Consider the following 17,521-nt stretch of genomic DNA (forward strand, 5'->3'; position numbering starts at 1 on the left):
CCATCCTCTCTGGTACCATGAAAAAAATGATATTGGTACTTTCTATCATACCAAAAAATATTCAGAATAATAAAAAAGACATAAAGGGGATGGATGACAATGAGTCAAACGACAACAAACCGTTTTTCAACAGAGGAATGGCAGGGGAAAAGAGATCAATACGTCGCAAGAGGCGTAAGTAATGGCAACCGTCATCTTGCAGCGAAAGGAAAGGGAGCCGAGCTTTTCGATATTGATGGCAATCGTTTTATCGATTTTGCAGGCGCCATCGGTACATTAAATGTAGGACACTCCCATCCAAAGGTTGTGGAAGCAGTCAAAGCGCAGGCAGACAGCCTGATTCACCCAGGATTTAATGTCATGATGTACGAATCCTATATCGAATTGGCAGAAAAACTATGCCACCTCACACCAGGCGACCACGACAAAAAAGCCATTTTCTTAAATTCAGGTGCAGAAGCAGTTGAAAACGCAGTGAAAATTGCCCGTAAATATACGAAAAGACAAGCGGTTGTCTCTTTTACAAGAGGGTTCCACGGAAGAACGAATATGACGATGAGCATGACAAGCAAGGTCAAGCCTTATAAATTTGGATTCGGACCATTTGCGTCAGAGGTGTATCAAGCGCCGTATCCTTATTACTATCAAAAACCTGAAGGATTAAGCGATGCAGCCTACGACGAATACATCATTGATCAGTTCCATCAATTCTTTGTCGCAACCGTTGCACCAGAAACAGTCGCTTGTGTGGTGATGGAGCCAGTCCAAGGGGAGGGCGGATTCATTGTACCATCGAAGCGTTTTGTCCAGCACGTCGCTTCATTCTGTCAGCAGCATGGCATCGTATTCGTGGCAGATGAAATCCAAACAGGATTCGCAAGAACAGGGAAATATTTTGCGATTGAGCACTACGATGTGGTGCCAGACTTAATCACTGTGTCAAAATCACTTGCAGCTGGCCTGCCGCTGAGCGGTGTTGTTGGCAGAAAAGAATTACTTGATGCAGCGGACCCAGGGGAGCTAGGGGGGACGTATGCTGGCAGTCCATTAGGCTGTGTGGCGGCATTGGCTGTACTTGATATTATTGAAACAGAACAACTGAATGAACGATCTGAACACATTGGACAAGTCATTGAGGACAAAGCGAATGAGTGGAGAAGTAAGTATTCATTCATCGGGGAAGTCCGGCGATTAGGGGCAATGGCGGCCATTGAAATTGTGGAAGATCAAAAAACGCGTACACCAGATAAGAAGACAGCCGCAGCGATTGCAGCCTATGCAAACAAGCACGGACTACTCTTATTAACGGCAGGGATCAATGGGAATATTATTCGCTTTTTAACACCACTTGTCATCACAGATGAGCTGCTGCAAGAAGGACTAGGGATGATCGAAGACGCCTTCACAGCACGCTAAACAACAAAGGGGGATGGTTGTATGCAAAAACAACAAATGGCTAAAACCATGTCGCAGTCAGACGTACTGTTTTTATCCATTGGTGCAATGCTTGGCTGGGGCTGGGTTGTACTTTCGGGAGATTGGATTTTAACAGCTGGATTTTTAGGAAGTGTGATTGCCTTTGTCATAGGGGGCATTCTCGTCATCTTTATTGGACTAACGTATGCAGAGCTTTCCTCTGCGATTCCAGAAACAGGCGGAGGACTCGTCTTTGTCCAGCGGGCATTTGGGATCAAATCAGCGTTTGTCTCCGCATGGGGCGTATTGTTCGGTTATGTGTCGGTGATTACGTTTGAAGCGGTCGCACTTCCGACAGTCATTGACTATGTCATTCCAACACAGCATGTTGGTTTCCTTTGGAATATAGGAGGATGGGATGTTTACTTTACATGGGTGTTGATTGGATCTGGCGGTGCGCTGTTTTTAACAGCTCTGAACTACATTGGCGCAAAACCTGCTGCCATTTTTCAATCGGTGTTCACAGTGGCCATTATCCTGACAGGTTTTCTTCTATTAGGCGGAGCTACATTTAATGGAGATTTTGCAAACCTTGAGCCGATGTTTCAAGGCGGGGTTGGCGGTCTGATGGCTGTGTTAGTGATGATTCCCTTTTTATTCGTTGGGTTTGATGTCATCCCGCAGGTAGCGGCGGAGATTAACGCACCGAAGAAAATCATCGGGAGAATTTTGATTATCTCCATTGTGAGTGCGGTTGTATTTTATCTGCTCATTGTCTTTGGAGTAGCGGCAGGGTTGTCAAAAGGTCAGCTTGAGGCTTCATCACTAGCAACAGCAGATGCCATGGTACAGCTTCTTGGTCATCAGGCGTTTGGGACTGTGCTTGTCATTGGTGGTGTAGCAGGCATTGTGACGAGCTGGAATGCTTTTATCATTGGTGCAAGTCGTATCCTCTACGCAATGGCGGAAAGAGGCATGATTTCCAAATGGTTTGCGTATATTCATCCGAAGTATAAAACACCGACAAATGCCATTTTGTTCTTAGGTGCATTGGCCTTTTTTGCACCATTACTAGGCCGTCCTGCCCTCGTGTGGATTGTCAATGCAGGCGGTGTGGGCATCATCGTTGGGTATTTGATTGTGTCCATTGCCTTTATGAAACTTCGCAAGACAGAACCTGAGCTTGAGCGTCCATACCGCATTAAATATTGGCGGACGACCGGCGTTTTTGCCATTGGACTCAGTCTCCTTTTTCTTTCATTTTATTTTCCAGGCATGCCGGCCTCCTTGTCATGGCCAGCTGAATGGATCTTGCTTTTAGGTTGGGCACTCATTGGGTATATACTATATGTAATGAATCCAAGAACGAAGGAGAAGATAGAGCATGACAAACGAACTCAAAGTGTATAATCCTGCAACCGGAGAAGAAATTGCCTCAGTTGCTCAGCATACAAAAGAACAGATTGAAGATGCGATCACTCGCTCACACAAAGCATTCAAAACATGGGCAAAAACGTCAGCCCATGAACGTGCAAATATCATTCGAAAATGGTTTGATCTCATGATCGAGCATAAAGAAAGGCTTGCAAAAATCATCACAGAAGAAAACGGGAAGCCGTATCAAGAAGCATTAGGGGAAATCGTCTATGCCGCTGGATATATTGAGTGGTACGCAGAGGAAGCAAAGCGGATTTACGGCAGAACGATCCCATCTCATACGACAAACAAACGCCTATTTGTCACAAAACAGCCAGTCGGTCCTGTTGCCGCCATTACACCATGGAATTTCCCTGCGGCGATGATTACAAGGAAGGCGGCACCAGCGCTTGCGGCGGGCTGTACGTTTATCGTGAAACCTGCTGAAGACACGCCGCTTACGGCCATTGAACTTGTGAAATTAGGCCATGAAGCCGGAATTCCAGAGGATGCCTTGCAATGGGTGATTGGAGATGGAAAAGAAGTGGGGGAAATCTTCACAGATAGTCCATTGATCCGCAAGATCACGTTTACTGGCTCAACACCAGTTGGAAAACATCTCATCAAAAACAGTGCGAGCACGGTTAAACACGTTTCTATGGAACTTGGCGGTCATGCCCCGCTGATCGTCGATAAGGACGCCAACCTTGAATTGGCTGTGAAACAAGCAGTGGCATCTAAATTCCGTAATGCAGGCCAGACGTGTGTTTGTGCCAATCGCTTAATCGTCCATGAAGAAATTCATGAAGCATTTGCGCAAAGCTTCAGCAAAGAAGTAGAAAAGCTGAAAGTAGGAAATGGGTTTGAAGAAGGCACGTCCATCGGACCGATTATCAATAAGCGAGGCTTCGATAAAATTGTCGACCAAATTCAAGATGCCGTGGATAAAGGGGCGAAAGTTCTTGTCGGCGGCGATACACATTTTGACGAGGAGAAGTCGTATTATTTTGTTCAGCCGACGGTGCTAACTCATGTCGACCCTTCAATGAACATTATGCATGAAGAGACGTTTGGTCCAGTTGCACCAATTACGACATTTAGCACTTTAGATGAAGCCATTGAATTAGCGAACGATACACCTTTTGGACTTGCGGCTTATTTCTTTACAGAGAATTACCGCAATGGCCTCTATATATCTGAGAATCTAGATTACGGGATTATTGGCTGGAATGACGGGGGACCATCCGCTGTGCAGGCACCTTTCGGCGGTATGAAAGAGAGCGGTATTGGCCGTGAAGGCGGCATCGAAGGCATCGAACCTTATTTAGAAACGAAGTATGTGTCAATTGGTTTAGATGAATAACATGTGAAAAAGACTGTCCGAGAAGTCTCGGCAGTCTTTTTTATGTTAAACAGCCGGTGGGAAAAGTTGATCCACCGTTTCTTTTGTTTCTTTGAGAATCTCGTGGATGTCGTCTGCAGATGCTTGTTCCATGCTGCTGAACAAGAGCCGTTCGACTGGCTCAACGCCGATCAGATCGAAGGCGGCTGTATCTGTCGTCATGTGATGGCTGGGGGTGATGATCATATTTGAATCAAGAAAGGTCCTCGGTGCATCATGCGTATTAATAATGACCCCTTTTTTGTCTCGAAGCAGATTTTTCACCACTCCGTTTTCATTGATCTCATATGCAAACCCCTCTGAAAAAACGCGCTCCACATAACCCTTTAGCATCGCTGGCAAGCCTGTCCACCATATTGGAAAGATAAATGTGAGGACATCGGCTTGCTGAATCAGCTTCTGCTCTCTTTGAACCGGTACCGGCACATGCCCATTTTTCATGGCAGCCTTTTCTGCTGTTGTCAGCTCTGGCGGAAAGCCAATGGCATACACATCACGAACTGTCACATCATGACCATTGTTCAAAAGAGTGCTTACAACAAGATCTAATAGGGTTTGATTTAAGCTTTGCTGGGGATGAGCAAATATGATTAGATGGTTCATCTCATAGCCTCCTAGGTGGTCATGTGTCTCATTATGGCATGCACGAGTATCCTATTCAATCCTATATTGGAAATGATAGGTTGGGAAAATAAAAAGCGACCGCTTGAAAAAACGATCGCTCATGTAAGGTTTATTTCTTTCTAAAAGCAAGCCCAAGTGCAATCAATGCCACAACTAAGGCTGCAATGGACAGACCAAGAACAAGTGGTGAAGAAGAAGCAGCGGCTGTTTCAGATGCCTTTTCTTCTTTTGGTTTTTCTTGACCATGTGAATCCGTTACGGTATTAGACGCAACAATATTTGTGATCGAATGAGGCTTATCAGCGTCCTTGTCGCCAGTCCATTCAACTACTGTTCCATCCTTATAATATTGATACGCATCCCATGCCGCTTCGCCGGCTTTTTCAGGGTTTTTTGCGACAAACACGAATTGCTGGAACTGCCCAGCAAGAACACCATCGCCAGTTGCTTCCCAAGTGACTCTTGTGACTTTTCCGTTTTTCTCTTCAGTTGTTGTTTTCCAGCCAGGCACTGGCTCGTATTGCTGGAATTCTACGCCTTTAGGCATCGTGATGACAACCTTTGTTGTCGGACTGTCGCTTTCAGAAGGTACTTTTAACGTATAGGTTTCCCAAGCATTCGTTGCAGATGTATCAGGTTTGACTGTCACGTGTGCACTTACAGGAATCGCCAGTAAAAATGAAGCGAGAAGCATTGGTAATAAAGCTTTAACGTATTTTTTCATATCATATAAACTCCTTTTAGTTTCTTCTAATGAATGTCGTATCGATGTTGTCAAAAGAACCAGTTAACGCATGAATGTTAATTTTCCAAGTGCCTTTTTCATTTAGTAAGAGGTTTTCAGCCGAGAAGTGTCCATTCTTTAATCGTTTCAGCTGAAATTCGTTTGGCGTTTCATCACCGAACAAGGAGACTTTGTGGATCTTAGCTGTCACAGATTGAATGTCTGTGATCGTTTGTCCATCCTTCTTCGTAAATGCCACCTCGAACGTGTTTTTACCTGGAGCATTCGGGGTAATGCTCAAAGACACAAGGTCACGATGCTCCACCTGATTGGCTCCAAAGAATGGCTCTGGTGCAGGCGGCGGAGGGCTTGGGATATTGGTGAATACGGCTGTTAATAGTAAAATAGCGATCCCAATGATCCACTCTGCTCGTAAAGATACGTTTCGTTTCTGCTTCTTTTCCCATCTCAGCATCAAATAATGGACGAGCCCAAGGAGACCCATGATGATAAATAAACCAAGTTTGATTAAGAAGGTGCGTCCATAAGCTGATTGGAAAAGGGCATCAAATGATTGCAGAATAAAAATCGCATTCACAAACCCAGAAAACACAATCAGTCCAACTGAGAGCAGTGCCCACGGATGAAAAGCTGTCAGGGTGCTGCGTATGAGCGGCTGATCTTCATTCGGCAGTTTCTTCATCAAAAGAAGGACAATGGCTGTTAAGCCGCCGACCCAAATAGATGCAGAAACGAGATGAATGAAATCAAGTGACGTTGTCAGTATTTTATTATCTGTAGCGGCTGGATGACCGATTTGTGCTTTCAGCCAAAGGAGCACAGTGAAAATGAGCAGCGGGAACAGCCATACTCGAAAGGAAGTGAACATTCCTTTTTTCATCGCCACAATCGTCCAAATCATCAGAAGAACAAAGGACGCCATCAGCATCATCCACAGACTCCCACCCGAAGTCGACGCAATGGTTTCTTGTAAAAGCGATGGTTGAAATGCCCCTAAAAAGGACACGTCTGCCGCTGACTTAGTTTGAATCGGCAGCTGGAACAAGAGTGCTCCGCCCATCATGATCAATGAAACAGTTAAGAGTCGCTTCATTCGCCGAGCTAAAACGTCGGTTATGGGCGCTTTAAACCATAGAAGCCCAAATAAAATGGTTCCAAGAAATAAGCTAAATGACGTATACAGAAAGGCTTTGTCAATGGTTGAAGCCATATCAATGGATTCACTTGATTGTCCTTGATCTAATTGATCAAATCCTCCATCCGCTTTTCCGATACTAAACGGAATCATGCCAGACACAGAGTGCCCATCGGCTGATACTGCATTCCACTGAATGGTGTAAATGCCTTTTGGTAAATTCTTTTTTAAAGCTGCTTCCATGATCTTTTGCTCTTTGATGACCGTATCTCCTTGATCCACACGATCCCCTTTTGCATTGAACACCTTAATGGCATGAAATCCGCTTTCGATTCCTTCACTAAAGGTGATCGAGACTGCAGGAGGCTGCTGATCCAGCTCTTCATTTGCTACTGGATTTGAGCTCACCACATATGCATGAGCAAATGCTTCTTTTGGAATGAAAAATGAGAACATGAAGAGAAGCAGCAGAAGCCACTTACGATATTTCAACAATGTGAATAACCGCCTTTCTACCTATGAAAATGTCTCATGTATAAGAAAGAAAGCGGCAGTAAACTGTGAGTCACAGAAAAAACCGCTCTTTCTATTGTACCGCCCACTCTAAAAGGTAAACGAAACAAATAGCAAGATGGTTCACTTTTTCTGTGTCATGTCTTGTCTGCGCAGACGTTTCTTGAATGTTTGATCAATATAAGCCTATTCGATTTAAGTAGAGGAAACAAGAAGTGACCATTTGAAAGTTGTGAAATTCCAATGAATTTTGCGCCAAAACAACAGTAGATTCAACTTTTACCCCGCTATCATCTATGGTATGCCGAGAGATGTCACATTATTTTTCAATTTTGTCACACACTAAGTGACAAAGTGACATTTAGTTTCAATTGAAGGGGAAGTGAAAGCGTTTTACGATAGGTATAAGGGCTTCACTGACTCTCGTTCTTATATCTTTTGACCTATAAAGCCCGAAATAAAGGGAGAGAAGAAAGGGGTTTTCACAGATGCAGGAAAAAAGCGGATTCCGCGTGAAAGTACAGCGCTTTGGAAGCTATTTAAGCGGCATGATTATGCCGAATATTGGTGCATTTATTGCATGGGGACTCATTACAGCTTTGTTCATTCCAAGTGGTTATCTTCCGAATGAACAGTTAGCTACACTCGTTGGACCGATGATTAACTACTTACTACCGCTCTTAATTGGTTACACAGGCGGTAAACTCGTCTATGACCATCGAGGCGGAGTGCTCGGTGCTACGGCTACGATTGGCGTCATTGTTGGCTCAGACATTCCAATGTTTTTAGGTGCCATGATCATGGGACCGCTTGGCGGTTATCTCATAAAAAAAATTGACCAGCTGTTCAAAGACCGAATCAAATCTGGCTTTGAAATGCTTGTGAATAACTTTACGGCAGGTATCCTCGGTGCCATTCTCGTTGCCATTGCATTCTATGCCATCGGCCCAGTGGTACTAGGTCTGAATAAAGCCCTTGCGGCAGGTGTAGATATCATTGTCAATGCTCATTTACTACCGCTGGCAAGTATCTTCATTGAACCTGCAAAAGTATTGTTCTTAAACAATGCGATTAACCAAGGTATTTTAGGTCCGTTAGGGGTGGAGCAAGCAGCGAAGACAGGGCAGTCTGTTCTGTTCTTGCTTGAAACAAACCCAGGGCCAGGTTTAGGTGTTCTTCTTGCGTATATGTTCTTTGGAAGAGGAAATGCGAAACAGTCTGCACCAGGTGCCATTGTGATTCAGTTCTTAGGAGGAATCCATGAAATTTACTTCCCGTACATCTTAATGAAACCAAAACTTATTTTGGCTGTCATTGCAGGGGGAGCAAGTGGTGTCCTGACGTTCACATTATTAAATGCAGGATTAAAAGCTGTGCCGTCACCAGGAAGTATTATTGCGCTTATGCTGATGTCTCCAAAAGGCGGTCATCTTGCCGTTTTAGCAGGGGTTGTAGTAGCAGCCATCGTATCGTTCCTTGTTGCATCTGTCATTTTGAAAGCGTCTAAAGAAGTTGACGAAGACTTGACAGCAGCAACAGAAAAGATGCAAGACATGAAAGGCAAGAAAAGTGCAGCGGCCGCTGCTCTTACAGCACAAAATGAAAACGCTGAAGCAAACGAGCAAGCAGCACCTCCAAGTGACGTCAATCCAGATGACGTGAATAAAATCATCTTTGCCTGCGATGCAGGGATGGGTTCAAGTGCAATGGGTGCGTCCATTCTGAAAAACAAAGTGAAAAAGGCAGAGCTTGATATCGATGTGACAAACACATCTATCAGCAACATCCCAGACGATGCGGATGTGGTCTTTACTCATAAAGATTTAACAGACAGAGCAAAGGCAAAGCTGCCAGGCGCTGTGCATATCTCAGTGGATAATTTCTTAAACAGCCCGAAATATGATGAGCTGATTGAGAAATTGAAAAAATAACATGACGAAACGGGTTGAGTCCAATTTTTCCTAATTGAACTCCCCGTTTTGGTTGTTTTCCTGATTTTTATTCTAAAAAAGGTGTGTGATCATGTATGAAACAAGTACTTTCTAAAGACAATATTTTTCTAAACGAACAAGCAGGTTCTAAAGAAGAAGCCATCAAAAAAGCAGGCGAAGTCCTCGTAGCAAACGGCTATGTCACAAGTGATTATGTCGACAAAATGTTTGAAAGAGAAGAGATCTCTTCTACATTTATGGGGAACGGCATTGCAATCCCTCATGGAACAGAGGATGCGAAAGCGGCTGTCCTTCATTCAGGGATTTCGATTATCCAAATTCCAGATGGTGTTGAATATGGTGAAGGAAATGTGGCGAAAGTCGTCTTTGGGATCGCTGGGAAAAACAACGAGCATCTTGATATTCTGTCTCAAATTGCGATTGTCTGTTCAGAAGAAGAAAATGTAGAACGGATCATTCATGCAAAGGATCAGGATGAACTGATCGCCATCTTTAACGAGGTGAACTAACATGAAGGCACTTCATTTTGGAGCAGGGAATATTGGCAGAGGGTTTATCGGATCTTTGTTAAAGACATCAGGCTTTGAACTTGTCTTTACCGATGTGAATGAAGCGGTCATCAATGAGCTGAATGAAAGAGGAGAATACACGGTTGAACTCGCAGCACCAGGGCAGAAGCAAGAAGTAGTCGGGCCAGTATCAGCGATCAATTCTTCGCAAAATCCAGCAGCATTAACAGAGGCCGTTGCCACAGCCAATTTGATTACAACAGCTGTTGGACCAGCCGTATTGAAGATCATTGCCTCATCGATTGCTGAAGGATTAAAACAAAAAAAGCCAGACCATATCATCAACATCGTGGCATGTGAAAATATGATTGGGGGAAGTGCTCATTTAAAAGAAGCGGTGTTCTCTCATTTAACAGTAGATGAGCAAGCAGCGATATCACAAACCGTTGGCTTTCCAAACGCTGCGGTTGACCGCATTGTTCCGATTCAGCACCATGAGGACATTCTCAAAGTGTCGGTTGAACCATTTTTCGAGTGGGTTATTGATGAGACGGGCTTTATTGGAGATGTTCCGCAAATTGACGGAGCGACCTTTGTCCAAGATTTGACGCCGTATATTGAACGGAAGCTTTTCACCGTCAATACAGGACATGCACTAGCGGCTTATGTCGGGTATCAGCAAGGCGTAAAAACCATTAAAGAAGCTGTTGATACACCAGACATTCGTCAAGTTGTCGAAGGTGCCCTTCATGAAACGGGCAGTTATTTAATTGACGCGTATGGCTTCCAAAAAGAAGAACATGATGCGTACATTCAAAAAATCATCAAACGATTTGAAAATGCTTTTATCTCCGATGAAGTGACTCGTGTCGCACGCTCTCCTCTTAGAAAGCTGGGAGCAGATGACCGTTTAATCGGTCCAGCGAAAAAGATCAAGCAGCCAGTGTACTTAATCAAAGGGATCGCTGCTGCTTTGGCTTACGACTTTGCAGAAGACGAAGAAGCGGTTCGCTTGCAGGCATTAAGGAAAGAAAAAGGCATTGAAGGTGTGCTTCAAGAGGTATGTGGACTCAAACCTGAAGACGATCTCTATCAAGCCATCCTCAAAGAAACCGAGCGATAATCAAAAAATCCCTTTCTAACGTGAAAGGGATTTTCAGCGTATAGACAAACCCCCGCATTCGGTGTCAGTCCTGTGTGTCGGTGCTCACGAATCTCTCATTCGCTCCGCTCCGATACTCGTCCTTCCTAGACTGCAAAGGTTTTCTATCACGCTGAAAAGAAGACAAAGGGCTAAAATCAAGTTCATTTTAGCCCTTTGTCAACAATCTGAGATCCCTTTCTAACGTGAAAGGGATTTTTTCTATGACTTTTTTAATACTTTCCCCTGCATGACGATATATGTAGTAAGGGGGAATTAGAACATGAAAAAGAAAGCGTTTGCTTCAAGAAGTGTCTTTTTTCAATTGATGTCAGCCATTATCGTTATTACAATTTTAACAGGCGGACTTGTAGGAACAACGGGGTATTTTTTAGCGAAAAATGTCTTAATTGATGCAGGGAAAGCAGATTTAAAACACATCGTAAATGGAGCGATGGCCACTCTTGAACAATTGAACGACCGTGTGGAGAACAAAGAACTGACGCTTGAACAGGCGCAGGAACAAGCCCGTATTTACTTGAGCGGGCCTAAAAATGACAACGGCAAAGGGTATCAATTTCAAAAATCAGATTTCATCTATAAAAATAAAGGCTACCTTGTCGCATATGGAGCCGATTATTCATCACAGGTTCATCCGATTAACGACATCGGCGTCATCCCAGATAACACGACAAATCGTCAAAAAATGGTCGCTGGAGCCACAGCAAAAGGCGAGGATGCACACTATATCACCTATATGGATAAAGACGATGCCACGGGGGAAGAAAAGCAAAAACTCGCTTATATGAACCAGTTTACACCGTGGAATTGGAGTATAGGGATCGCCGTATTTCAGGATGAATTTTATAAAGAACTAGAGCAGATGAAGCTCTATATTATTCTCATTACAGCAGGTGTCGCTCTTTTAAGTATGGGTGTCTTTTATTTGGCAGCCCGAGGAAAAGTGAGACTGCTCAAGCAAGTTACGGCTGCTTCAAAAGAAATTGCGGCGGGCAATATTGAACGCACCAGCTTAAAAGAAACCTCGGATGAAATTGGACAGCTAGCAAAAGGCTTTAATCATATGTCAGGAGAGCTTAGAGCACTTGTGAGCGGTTTGCAGGAAACGAGCAGCCAGCTCGTCGAATCTGCGACAGATCTATCCGCCATCTCTGAAGAAACATCCGCTAGCAGTGAAGAAATTGGCCGAGCGATTGGAGATATCTCAACTGGGACCCTTCATCAAGCATCAGACCTTGAGGTAGCCAATCAACAAATGACTCAGTTCAATCAATCCATTGAAAACGTCAAAGAACAAAGCGACCAGATCAAACGAATTTCAGACCAGTCGAACCAATCTTCCCAGCAGGGTCAGCAAATTGTCCAGCAATTAAAACAATCAAATGAACAATCCATTCAGGCATCTCAAGGCATTCGATCAGGGATTGAGCAGTTAAGTACAAAAGTACAAGATATTTCTCAAATCACAGATACCATTGAAAGCATTTCAAATGAAACGAACTTACTGGCCCTGAATGCGAGCATTGAAGCAGCTCGTGCAGGAGAGCATGGCAAAGGATTCTCGGTTGTGGCGAGTGAAGTGCGGAATTTAGCTGAACAGACAAAGCAATCAGCTGTTCAAATCCAGCAGATGATTCAAGGCATTAAAGAAGAAACGACGGCTACAGCTGGCATGATGTCCAAAACAATGGATCGTTTTGCCGAGCTTGATGAAGCGGTTCACGCAACAGAACAAGAATTCAATTCCATCTCTACATCGATTTCACAAACCATCGTTGAAACAAATGCGATGGCAAAAGAGCTGAACACATTACTAGAACAAAACGACCTCATCACAAAAGCGATGCATGGTGCAGCCCATATTTCTCAAGAAAATGCCGCAGCGATTGAAGAAATCACTGCATCTACAGACGAACAAGTCACCGCCATCTCCAATGTGGCGAAGGCAGCAGAAAGGCTCAATGAGCTAAGCATGCGATTGAATCAAGATATTGCACGTTATCGTTTATAATGTATGGTCAAACGGACGTCGAGAAGTCGATGTCCGTTTTTTTATTTAGACGACTTTCGTCCGTGTTGCCCGTCGCTTTTGATTTGTTTGGTACGTTCGATAGGCTTTCCAAGCATTGGCACATAAAAGCCCTGTGAGTAAGTAAGATAAGCTGTTAAATAAATAGAAGTCCACACACGAAACGACAGCACAGAGGATACCAAAGATGATTTGATCACGATTCTTTGCTGGTGAAGTAGGTGGATCAGTCAACATAAAGAACGCAAGAAACAAGACAGCATTCAAGTAGGGCGTAATAAAAGCAGATGAAGCATCCGTTAAGCCAATGAATCCCAATATGAGGTGGATCAGGCCGTATGCTGCTAGAAAGGCGAAAACTTGCGGGAATTTTTGTACGCGGCTGGTCACCAAATAACCGCCGACCACCACAAGGAATAGGGTCCACCAAGGTAGAAGAGACATACCGCCCCACCAGCTTTGATTGGAAGAAAATAAAATGACTGAGAGCCATAAACCAAACGCAGCTGGATTCAAAATCGGTTTCTTTTGATAAGTGATGACATGCTTAGATAAAATGGCTGCTACGGCTGTGAAAACAGAAACAGCAAAAGAAGTAGCTGGACTTAGAACAATGCCAATAATCAGCCCTGTGAGAAGAGCTCCATCAGGGAATGTGTGTTTATTGTTTTTCCAAATCACTCTTGAGATGAAAGAGTCAAGAATTAGTGCTGTCCCGATGCTGGTAGCAACTGTAGCGAGACCACTAAGAAAACCAGCGTGCAGACTCCCGGCGGCTAAAAGAACCAAAAGAATGGCAATGACATACCGTTTTGGTGTCCGAATGTAGGCTTTTAGTGAGGGTGATGGTTTCAAAAATGTTTGGTTTGTGATAGGTGCTGGTTGTGATTCCATGAGTGAACCTCCTTCATCTCCGGTGTTACGATCATATCAGCGGTTTGATCTACCATCACGGCAGGTATTTCATGTTCGGCTAAAAAAGAATAACCTCCTTCTCTACCTAATAAAAAAGCAGCTGTGGATAGACTATCGGCGAGCATACCGAGTGGTGCAATGACGGTACAGCTTAACAAACTTTGTTCAGACTGTTTCGTTTGAGGGTGTATCAAATGGTGCGTATGAGGATCATAACGACTGATCCGTTCATAGCTTCCAGATGTACAAATCGCACAATTAGTCGTTTGAATGACCGAGATGTTGGTCTGTTTGTGAATGGGATGCCGAATCCCGATTGTCCACTCTTCTTGTTGTTCGTTAAATCCAGATACCAACACATCCCCACCAGCATTCATCATAAAGCCTTCCCATGCTTCAAGCTCTTTTGCGGCAAGATCGCACGCAAATCCCTTTGCAATAGAACCGAAATCCAAAATCAGCGGTTTGTTCAAATAAATTGTCCGATTCTTCTCGTTTAACTGGACGTCACGGTAATGAACAGCTGTATGTGGTACGTCATGTGATGAAAAAGTTTGTCCTGTCGTATATAAACGATCGAATCCTTTTTGTTCCATGATTTTTCCGATGGTTGGATCATACTTGCCATTTGTTAACTCGGCTAACTCTAGCGCATAGGCTGTTAAATCGAAAAGCATTTCACTGACTAATACCTCTTGCTTTGAAAGATTGGCTAACTTCATGACTTCAGAATCAGAGCGGAAACGGCTAAAACGATGCTCGATATCGTAAAAAATGGAAAAGGCACGGTTGATGTCCTCTAAAACAGCCCGTCGATCTTCTTCATAGGCAACCACTTGAATATTGATAACAGTTCCCATAGCCAGCATGGATTTTTGAAAAGTAATGAGTTTTTGTTGTCCTAACCATTTCATCTTGGTGTCTCCTCTCTATGCCTTTGCCTGCTCTAAAGCCTGAGCAACGGCTGTTTCAAAATCCTGAGTACTTAATGTTGCGCCGCTCACCGTATCTACATCAGCACTTTGTCTGATGACCACTTCATTGGGTAATGATGAAATGGAGCTTTGTCCGTATCTAGTGTTATCACTCGTAATCTCGACAGAAGTGATATTTCCTTGTTTGATGGTAACAGATACACTAATAGAGCCAATCTCATTTGATCCAGTACCAGAGAAAGTACCATCCGTGAGTTCAGTTTCTGAAGTGGTATCTTCTGTTTGAGTGGCGGTAGTATCTGATGTGAGAGATGTATGATTTGAAGAAGCGTCTGCTTGTGTATTTGATTGTGCTGTCTGAACGGCTTGTGCGTGATGGGTAGTTGCATAACCAGTGATGTATAAGCTGCTGATAGCTGCGGTGCAAAGACTAATCATTTTCTTATTTATTTTTGCCATGATGTATCCTACCTCCTATTACGATCTACTATATAGAAGAAATTTGAACAAACCATGAACAAGAAAAGAACGATTTTAGATAATAGGCAATAAGAATCAAGATATTACACGTTATCGTTTATTTTTGACTGTGGTTCATTTATCAGGTAGGATGAAATGAATCTAAACCTTGCTCACGCAATCAAAAAGGAGTGTTTCGTCCATGAAAAAGAAAATATTGATGTTCTTACCTTGTGGCTACGGATACTCCACTGCTGTTTTCTTTTAGGATAGACAAAAATTGGTGAAGTCTGTCTACAGGAAGAAAAACACGCAGAAAAATCATAGTGAGTGAGGGATTTACATGGAAAAAATCACGAGAAAAAACCCAGAAAGTATGCCGAAACCCGTTGGCAACTACAGTCATATCACAAGGGTGCCAAAGGGTGCGGGGTTATTTGTGACATCAGGTCAAGTAGGGACAGGAGCGGATGGACAGATCCCATCAAGCTTAAACGACCAAGTCACCAATACGTTTGAAAATATAAAGAGAATCCTTGCATCAGAAGGGTTGAATGAAGAACACGTCATCAAAGTCAATATTTGGGCAACAGAAGAAATTGATTGGGATCATCTATATCCACAGTGGAATGCAATCTTCAAAACGGCATATCCATCAATGACCGTTGCCTATGTGACTGCATTAGGGTGGCCAGAGCTGAAAATCGAAATAGAGCTATGGTGTGCCGATATTTAATCAAAAAAAGAACAGTGCAAACTGTTCTTTTTTTTGATGAGTATTTATGAAACAGCTTGGAATCGCTTTGTAATGAATGCACCGAGAAATGCACAGACTGTGTAGACGATGACCCAAATGAGAAAAGATTCATTTCCACCAATAGAGGTGAACATCAGAATCACACTCGCAACCAGCACAATCAAGGTAGGAAACCAAATGTTCTTTAAAAACAATGTGCCGAAAATACCAATCAGCACAGAGATCATAGGGAAACCAAATACAACGAATAAGACAAAAACAGCCATGTTAATTACTCCTTTGAACCAAATTAACTATTTACATAAAAACATATAACAGTGCTGCACCCATATGCGGAAGGGCAAAGATGATGAAAAGAAAAGCCGTATCAAGACGAAACATCCGGTGTTCTTTTGTTTCAGAGTGATAGGCCGCTCGTGCCTCTTCCCCGTTGGTCCATGCACCCATAAGAAATCCAGATGCAACGAACGCAATAATAGAGATTCCACCACTGACGAATCCAATCCATTCATGGTGCTGTAATATGAGCGCCGCACTGCAAATCACCAGCATGGAGCAAACACCAGCAAAAAAAGCATGTTTCTTCTTCATCTTTTCACTCCTTTGAACAGCTATTAGGAGACCGCATCACATATTTCAATGAAATGTCCATCAGGATCAGACACATAACTGACCGTTTGTCCCCACGGCTTCTTGGCAGGTTCCTTGATGACAGGTACTCCTTTTTCCTTCAAGGACGCAATTGTTTCATTCACATCATCCACAACAAAGCCAATCTCAAACGTTTGTGACGAGCTAACTGCCTTTGGAACAGGCAGACCAAGTGCCTCTTTCACATCTTGGCGTGAATTAATCGATAAGGTCACTTCTCCTGTATCAAACTCAACATAGGATTCAACTCTCAATTTAATCGGGAAACCGAGGATATGATGGTAGAACTGAATACTTGCTTCAACATCGTTTACATATAGAATGGTATATTTCATTTTCATGTGGAAAGCTCCTCTCTTCATATACGTGTCAAAACCGGAAAGGTTTCCCACTCATTTTACCACATAGGCAATAAGATTCATTTAATTCCAAAAAAACCAATATTACTACCTCATTCGTCTTGAAAAACAAAATGTGGTGACATATGATAAAAATGTAAAATGAGAAAAAATAGGGGGGAACTTACATGTTGAAAAAAATCATGGTGGCTGTCATATCTTTCGGTCTTTTACTTAGCTTTACACAAGTTGACACTCACACAGCGGATGCAGCAAAGACAGTCAAGTACAAAAACTGCAAAGCACTCAACAAAGTGTATAAAGGCGGCGTGGCAAAAAGCAAAAATACGAAAAACAAAGGTGGAAAAACGAAGTACAAGCCTTATGTATCAAAAGCACTTTACTTAAAAAATAAACACCTTGACCGTGATAAAGACGGCATCGCATGTGAACGTTAAGAAGAAGAAAAAAGACCTGTCACAAGGTCTTTTTTCTTTGGGATCAAACTCGTCCCTTTGTGCCATCTTCATCTTTATATTAAAATAAAGATAGATTCAAAAAAT

The 17,521-nt window shown here is 43.1% G+C and carries 18 protein-coding genes; 9 read left to right on the forward strand and 9 right to left on the reverse strand.

Going from position 1 to position 17,521, the window contains the following annotated elements; genetic code table 11:
• Window positions 1-99 precede the first annotated feature (99 nt).
• The 3 genes from gabT to MHI58_RS02190 are packed head-to-tail and all read left to right on the forward strand — an operon-like array spanning window position 100 to window position 4,195.
• The gene (gabT, locus tag MHI58_RS02180; RefSeq protein ID WP_045035016.1) at window positions 100-1,416 is read left to right on the forward strand and encodes a 4-aminobutyrate--2-oxoglutarate transaminase; all 1,317 of its coding nucleotides are present in this window, start codon (window positions 100-102) and stop codon (window positions 1,414-1,416) included.
• 21 nt (window positions 1,417-1,437) lie between these two features.
• Entirely contained in the window at window positions 1,438-2,826 is a 1,389-nt protein-coding gene (locus MHI58_RS02185) for an APC family permease (protein ID WP_035703855.1), read from the forward strand.
• Complete coding sequence (locus MHI58_RS02190; RefSeq protein WP_045035017.1) at window positions 2,801-4,195, forward strand: NAD-dependent succinate-semialdehyde dehydrogenase; 1,395 nt, start codon at window positions 2,801-2,803, stop codon at window positions 4,193-4,195. Before MHI58_RS02185 ends, MHI58_RS02190 begins: the two co-directional genes overlap by 26 nt.
• A gap of 45 nt (window positions 4,196-4,240) precedes the next feature.
• Here the strand turns inward: MHI58_RS02190 and MHI58_RS02195 are convergent, their stop codons facing one another.
• From MHI58_RS02195 to MHI58_RS02205, 3 genes are all read right to left on the reverse strand, one after another.
• Window positions 4,241-4,837 (reverse strand): NAD(P)H-dependent oxidoreductase, encoded by a 597-nt coding sequence (locus MHI58_RS02195; protein ID WP_045035018.1) that lies wholly within the window; start codon window positions 4,835-4,837, stop codon window positions 4,241-4,243.
• 130 nt (window positions 4,838-4,967) lie between these two features.
• Complete coding sequence (locus MHI58_RS02200) at window positions 4,968-5,582, reverse strand: YcnI family protein (protein WP_045035019.1); 615 nt, start codon at window positions 5,580-5,582, stop codon at window positions 4,968-4,970.
• A gap of 16 nt (window positions 5,583-5,598) precedes the next feature.
• Entirely contained in the window at window positions 5,599-7,233 is a 1,635-nt protein-coding gene (locus tag MHI58_RS02205; RefSeq protein ID WP_045035020.1) for a copper resistance protein CopC, read from the reverse strand.
• A gap of 506 nt (window positions 7,234-7,739) precedes the next feature.
• On the opposite strand from MHI58_RS02205, the gene MHI58_RS02210 reads away from it, so the two are divergent.
• From MHI58_RS02210 to MHI58_RS02225, 4 genes are all read left to right on the forward strand, one after another.
• A complete protein-coding gene (locus MHI58_RS02210; RefSeq protein ID WP_045035021.1) occupies window positions 7,740-9,182 on the forward strand; it encodes a PTS mannitol transporter subunit IICB in 1,443 nt (480 codons plus the stop codon).
• 95 nt (window positions 9,183-9,277) lie between these two features.
• The gene (locus MHI58_RS02215) at window positions 9,278-9,712 is read left to right on the forward strand and encodes a PTS sugar transporter subunit IIA (RefSeq protein WP_019743148.1); all 435 of its coding nucleotides are present in this window, start codon (window positions 9,278-9,280) and stop codon (window positions 9,710-9,712) included.
• A 1-nt stretch (window position 9,713) separates the two neighbouring features.
• A complete protein-coding gene (locus MHI58_RS02220; protein ID WP_041508264.1) occupies window positions 9,714-10,835 on the forward strand; it encodes a mannitol-1-phosphate 5-dehydrogenase in 1,122 nt (373 codons plus the stop codon).
• A gap of 301 nt (window positions 10,836-11,136) precedes the next feature.
• A complete protein-coding gene (locus MHI58_RS02225) occupies window positions 11,137-12,885 on the forward strand; it encodes a methyl-accepting chemotaxis protein (protein ID WP_041508265.1) in 1,749 nt (582 codons plus the stop codon).
• Window positions 12,886-12,930: 45 nt separating this feature from the next.
• Here MHI58_RS02225 and MHI58_RS02230 read toward each other — a convergent pair whose 3' ends face one another.
• Genes MHI58_RS02230 through MHI58_RS02240 form a run of 3 tightly spaced genes read right to left on the reverse strand, consistent with a single transcriptional unit; the run spans window position 12,931 to window position 15,212 of the window.
• On the reverse strand, window positions 12,931-13,797 hold the full coding sequence (locus MHI58_RS02230) for an RnfABCDGE type electron transport complex subunit D (protein WP_041508266.1): 867 nt from the start codon (window positions 13,795-13,797) through the stop codon (window positions 12,931-12,933).
• Window positions 13,755-14,732 (reverse strand): FAD:protein FMN transferase, encoded by a 978-nt coding sequence (locus MHI58_RS02235; RefSeq protein ID WP_041508267.1) that lies wholly within the window; start codon window positions 14,730-14,732, stop codon window positions 13,755-13,757. The genes MHI58_RS02230 and MHI58_RS02235 overlap by 43 nt, the downstream gene beginning before the upstream one ends.
• Window positions 14,733-14,747: 15 nt before the next feature.
• Window positions 14,748-15,212, reverse strand: a complete 465-nt coding sequence (locus MHI58_RS02240; protein ID WP_041508268.1) for an FMN-binding protein — start codon at window positions 15,210-15,212, stop codon at window positions 14,748-14,750.
• Window positions 15,213-15,555: 343 nt separating this feature from the next.
• Here MHI58_RS02240 and MHI58_RS02245 point away from each other — a divergent pair, with 343 nt between their 5' ends.
• Window positions 15,556-15,948: a RidA family protein gene (locus MHI58_RS02245; RefSeq protein WP_056408095.1), complete on the forward strand. Its 393-nt coding sequence runs from the start codon at window positions 15,556-15,558 to the stop codon at window positions 15,946-15,948.
• Window positions 15,949-15,992: 44 nt separating this feature from the next.
• Here the strand turns inward: MHI58_RS02245 and MHI58_RS02250 are convergent, their stop codons facing one another.
• From MHI58_RS02250 to MHI58_RS02260, 3 genes are read right to left on the reverse strand one after another with little or no spacing between them, the layout of a single operon-like run.
• Window positions 15,993-16,235 (reverse strand): DUF2651 family protein, encoded by a 243-nt coding sequence (locus tag MHI58_RS02250; protein ID WP_056408094.1) that lies wholly within the window; start codon window positions 16,233-16,235, stop codon window positions 15,993-15,995.
• A 31-nt stretch (window positions 16,236-16,266) separates the two neighbouring features.
• Window positions 16,267-16,560, reverse strand: coding sequence for a DUF5316 family protein (locus MHI58_RS02255; RefSeq protein ID WP_056408090.1), 294 nt, complete (start codon window positions 16,558-16,560; stop codon window positions 16,267-16,269).
• A gap of 23 nt (window positions 16,561-16,583) precedes the next feature.
• Window positions 16,584-16,961 carry a VOC family protein gene (locus MHI58_RS02260; RefSeq protein WP_056408086.1) on the reverse strand — a complete coding sequence of 126 codons (378 nt, stop codon included), beginning with the start codon at window positions 16,959-16,961 and terminating at the stop codon, window positions 16,584-16,586.
• 185 nt (window positions 16,962-17,146) lie between these two features.
• On the opposite strand from MHI58_RS02260, the gene MHI58_RS02265 reads away from it, so the two are divergent.
• Complete coding sequence (locus tag MHI58_RS02265; RefSeq protein ID WP_082472962.1) at window positions 17,147-17,416, forward strand: excalibur calcium-binding domain-containing protein; 270 nt, start codon at window positions 17,147-17,149, stop codon at window positions 17,414-17,416.
• Window positions 17,417-17,521: the final 105 nt, after the last annotated feature.

Origin of the sequence: Bacillus sp. FSL K6-2869 (genome assembly GCF_040869405.1) — a bacterium.
Classification (GTDB): domain Bacteria; phylum Bacillota; class Bacilli; order Bacillales; family Bacillaceae; genus Bacillus; species Bacillus altitudinis.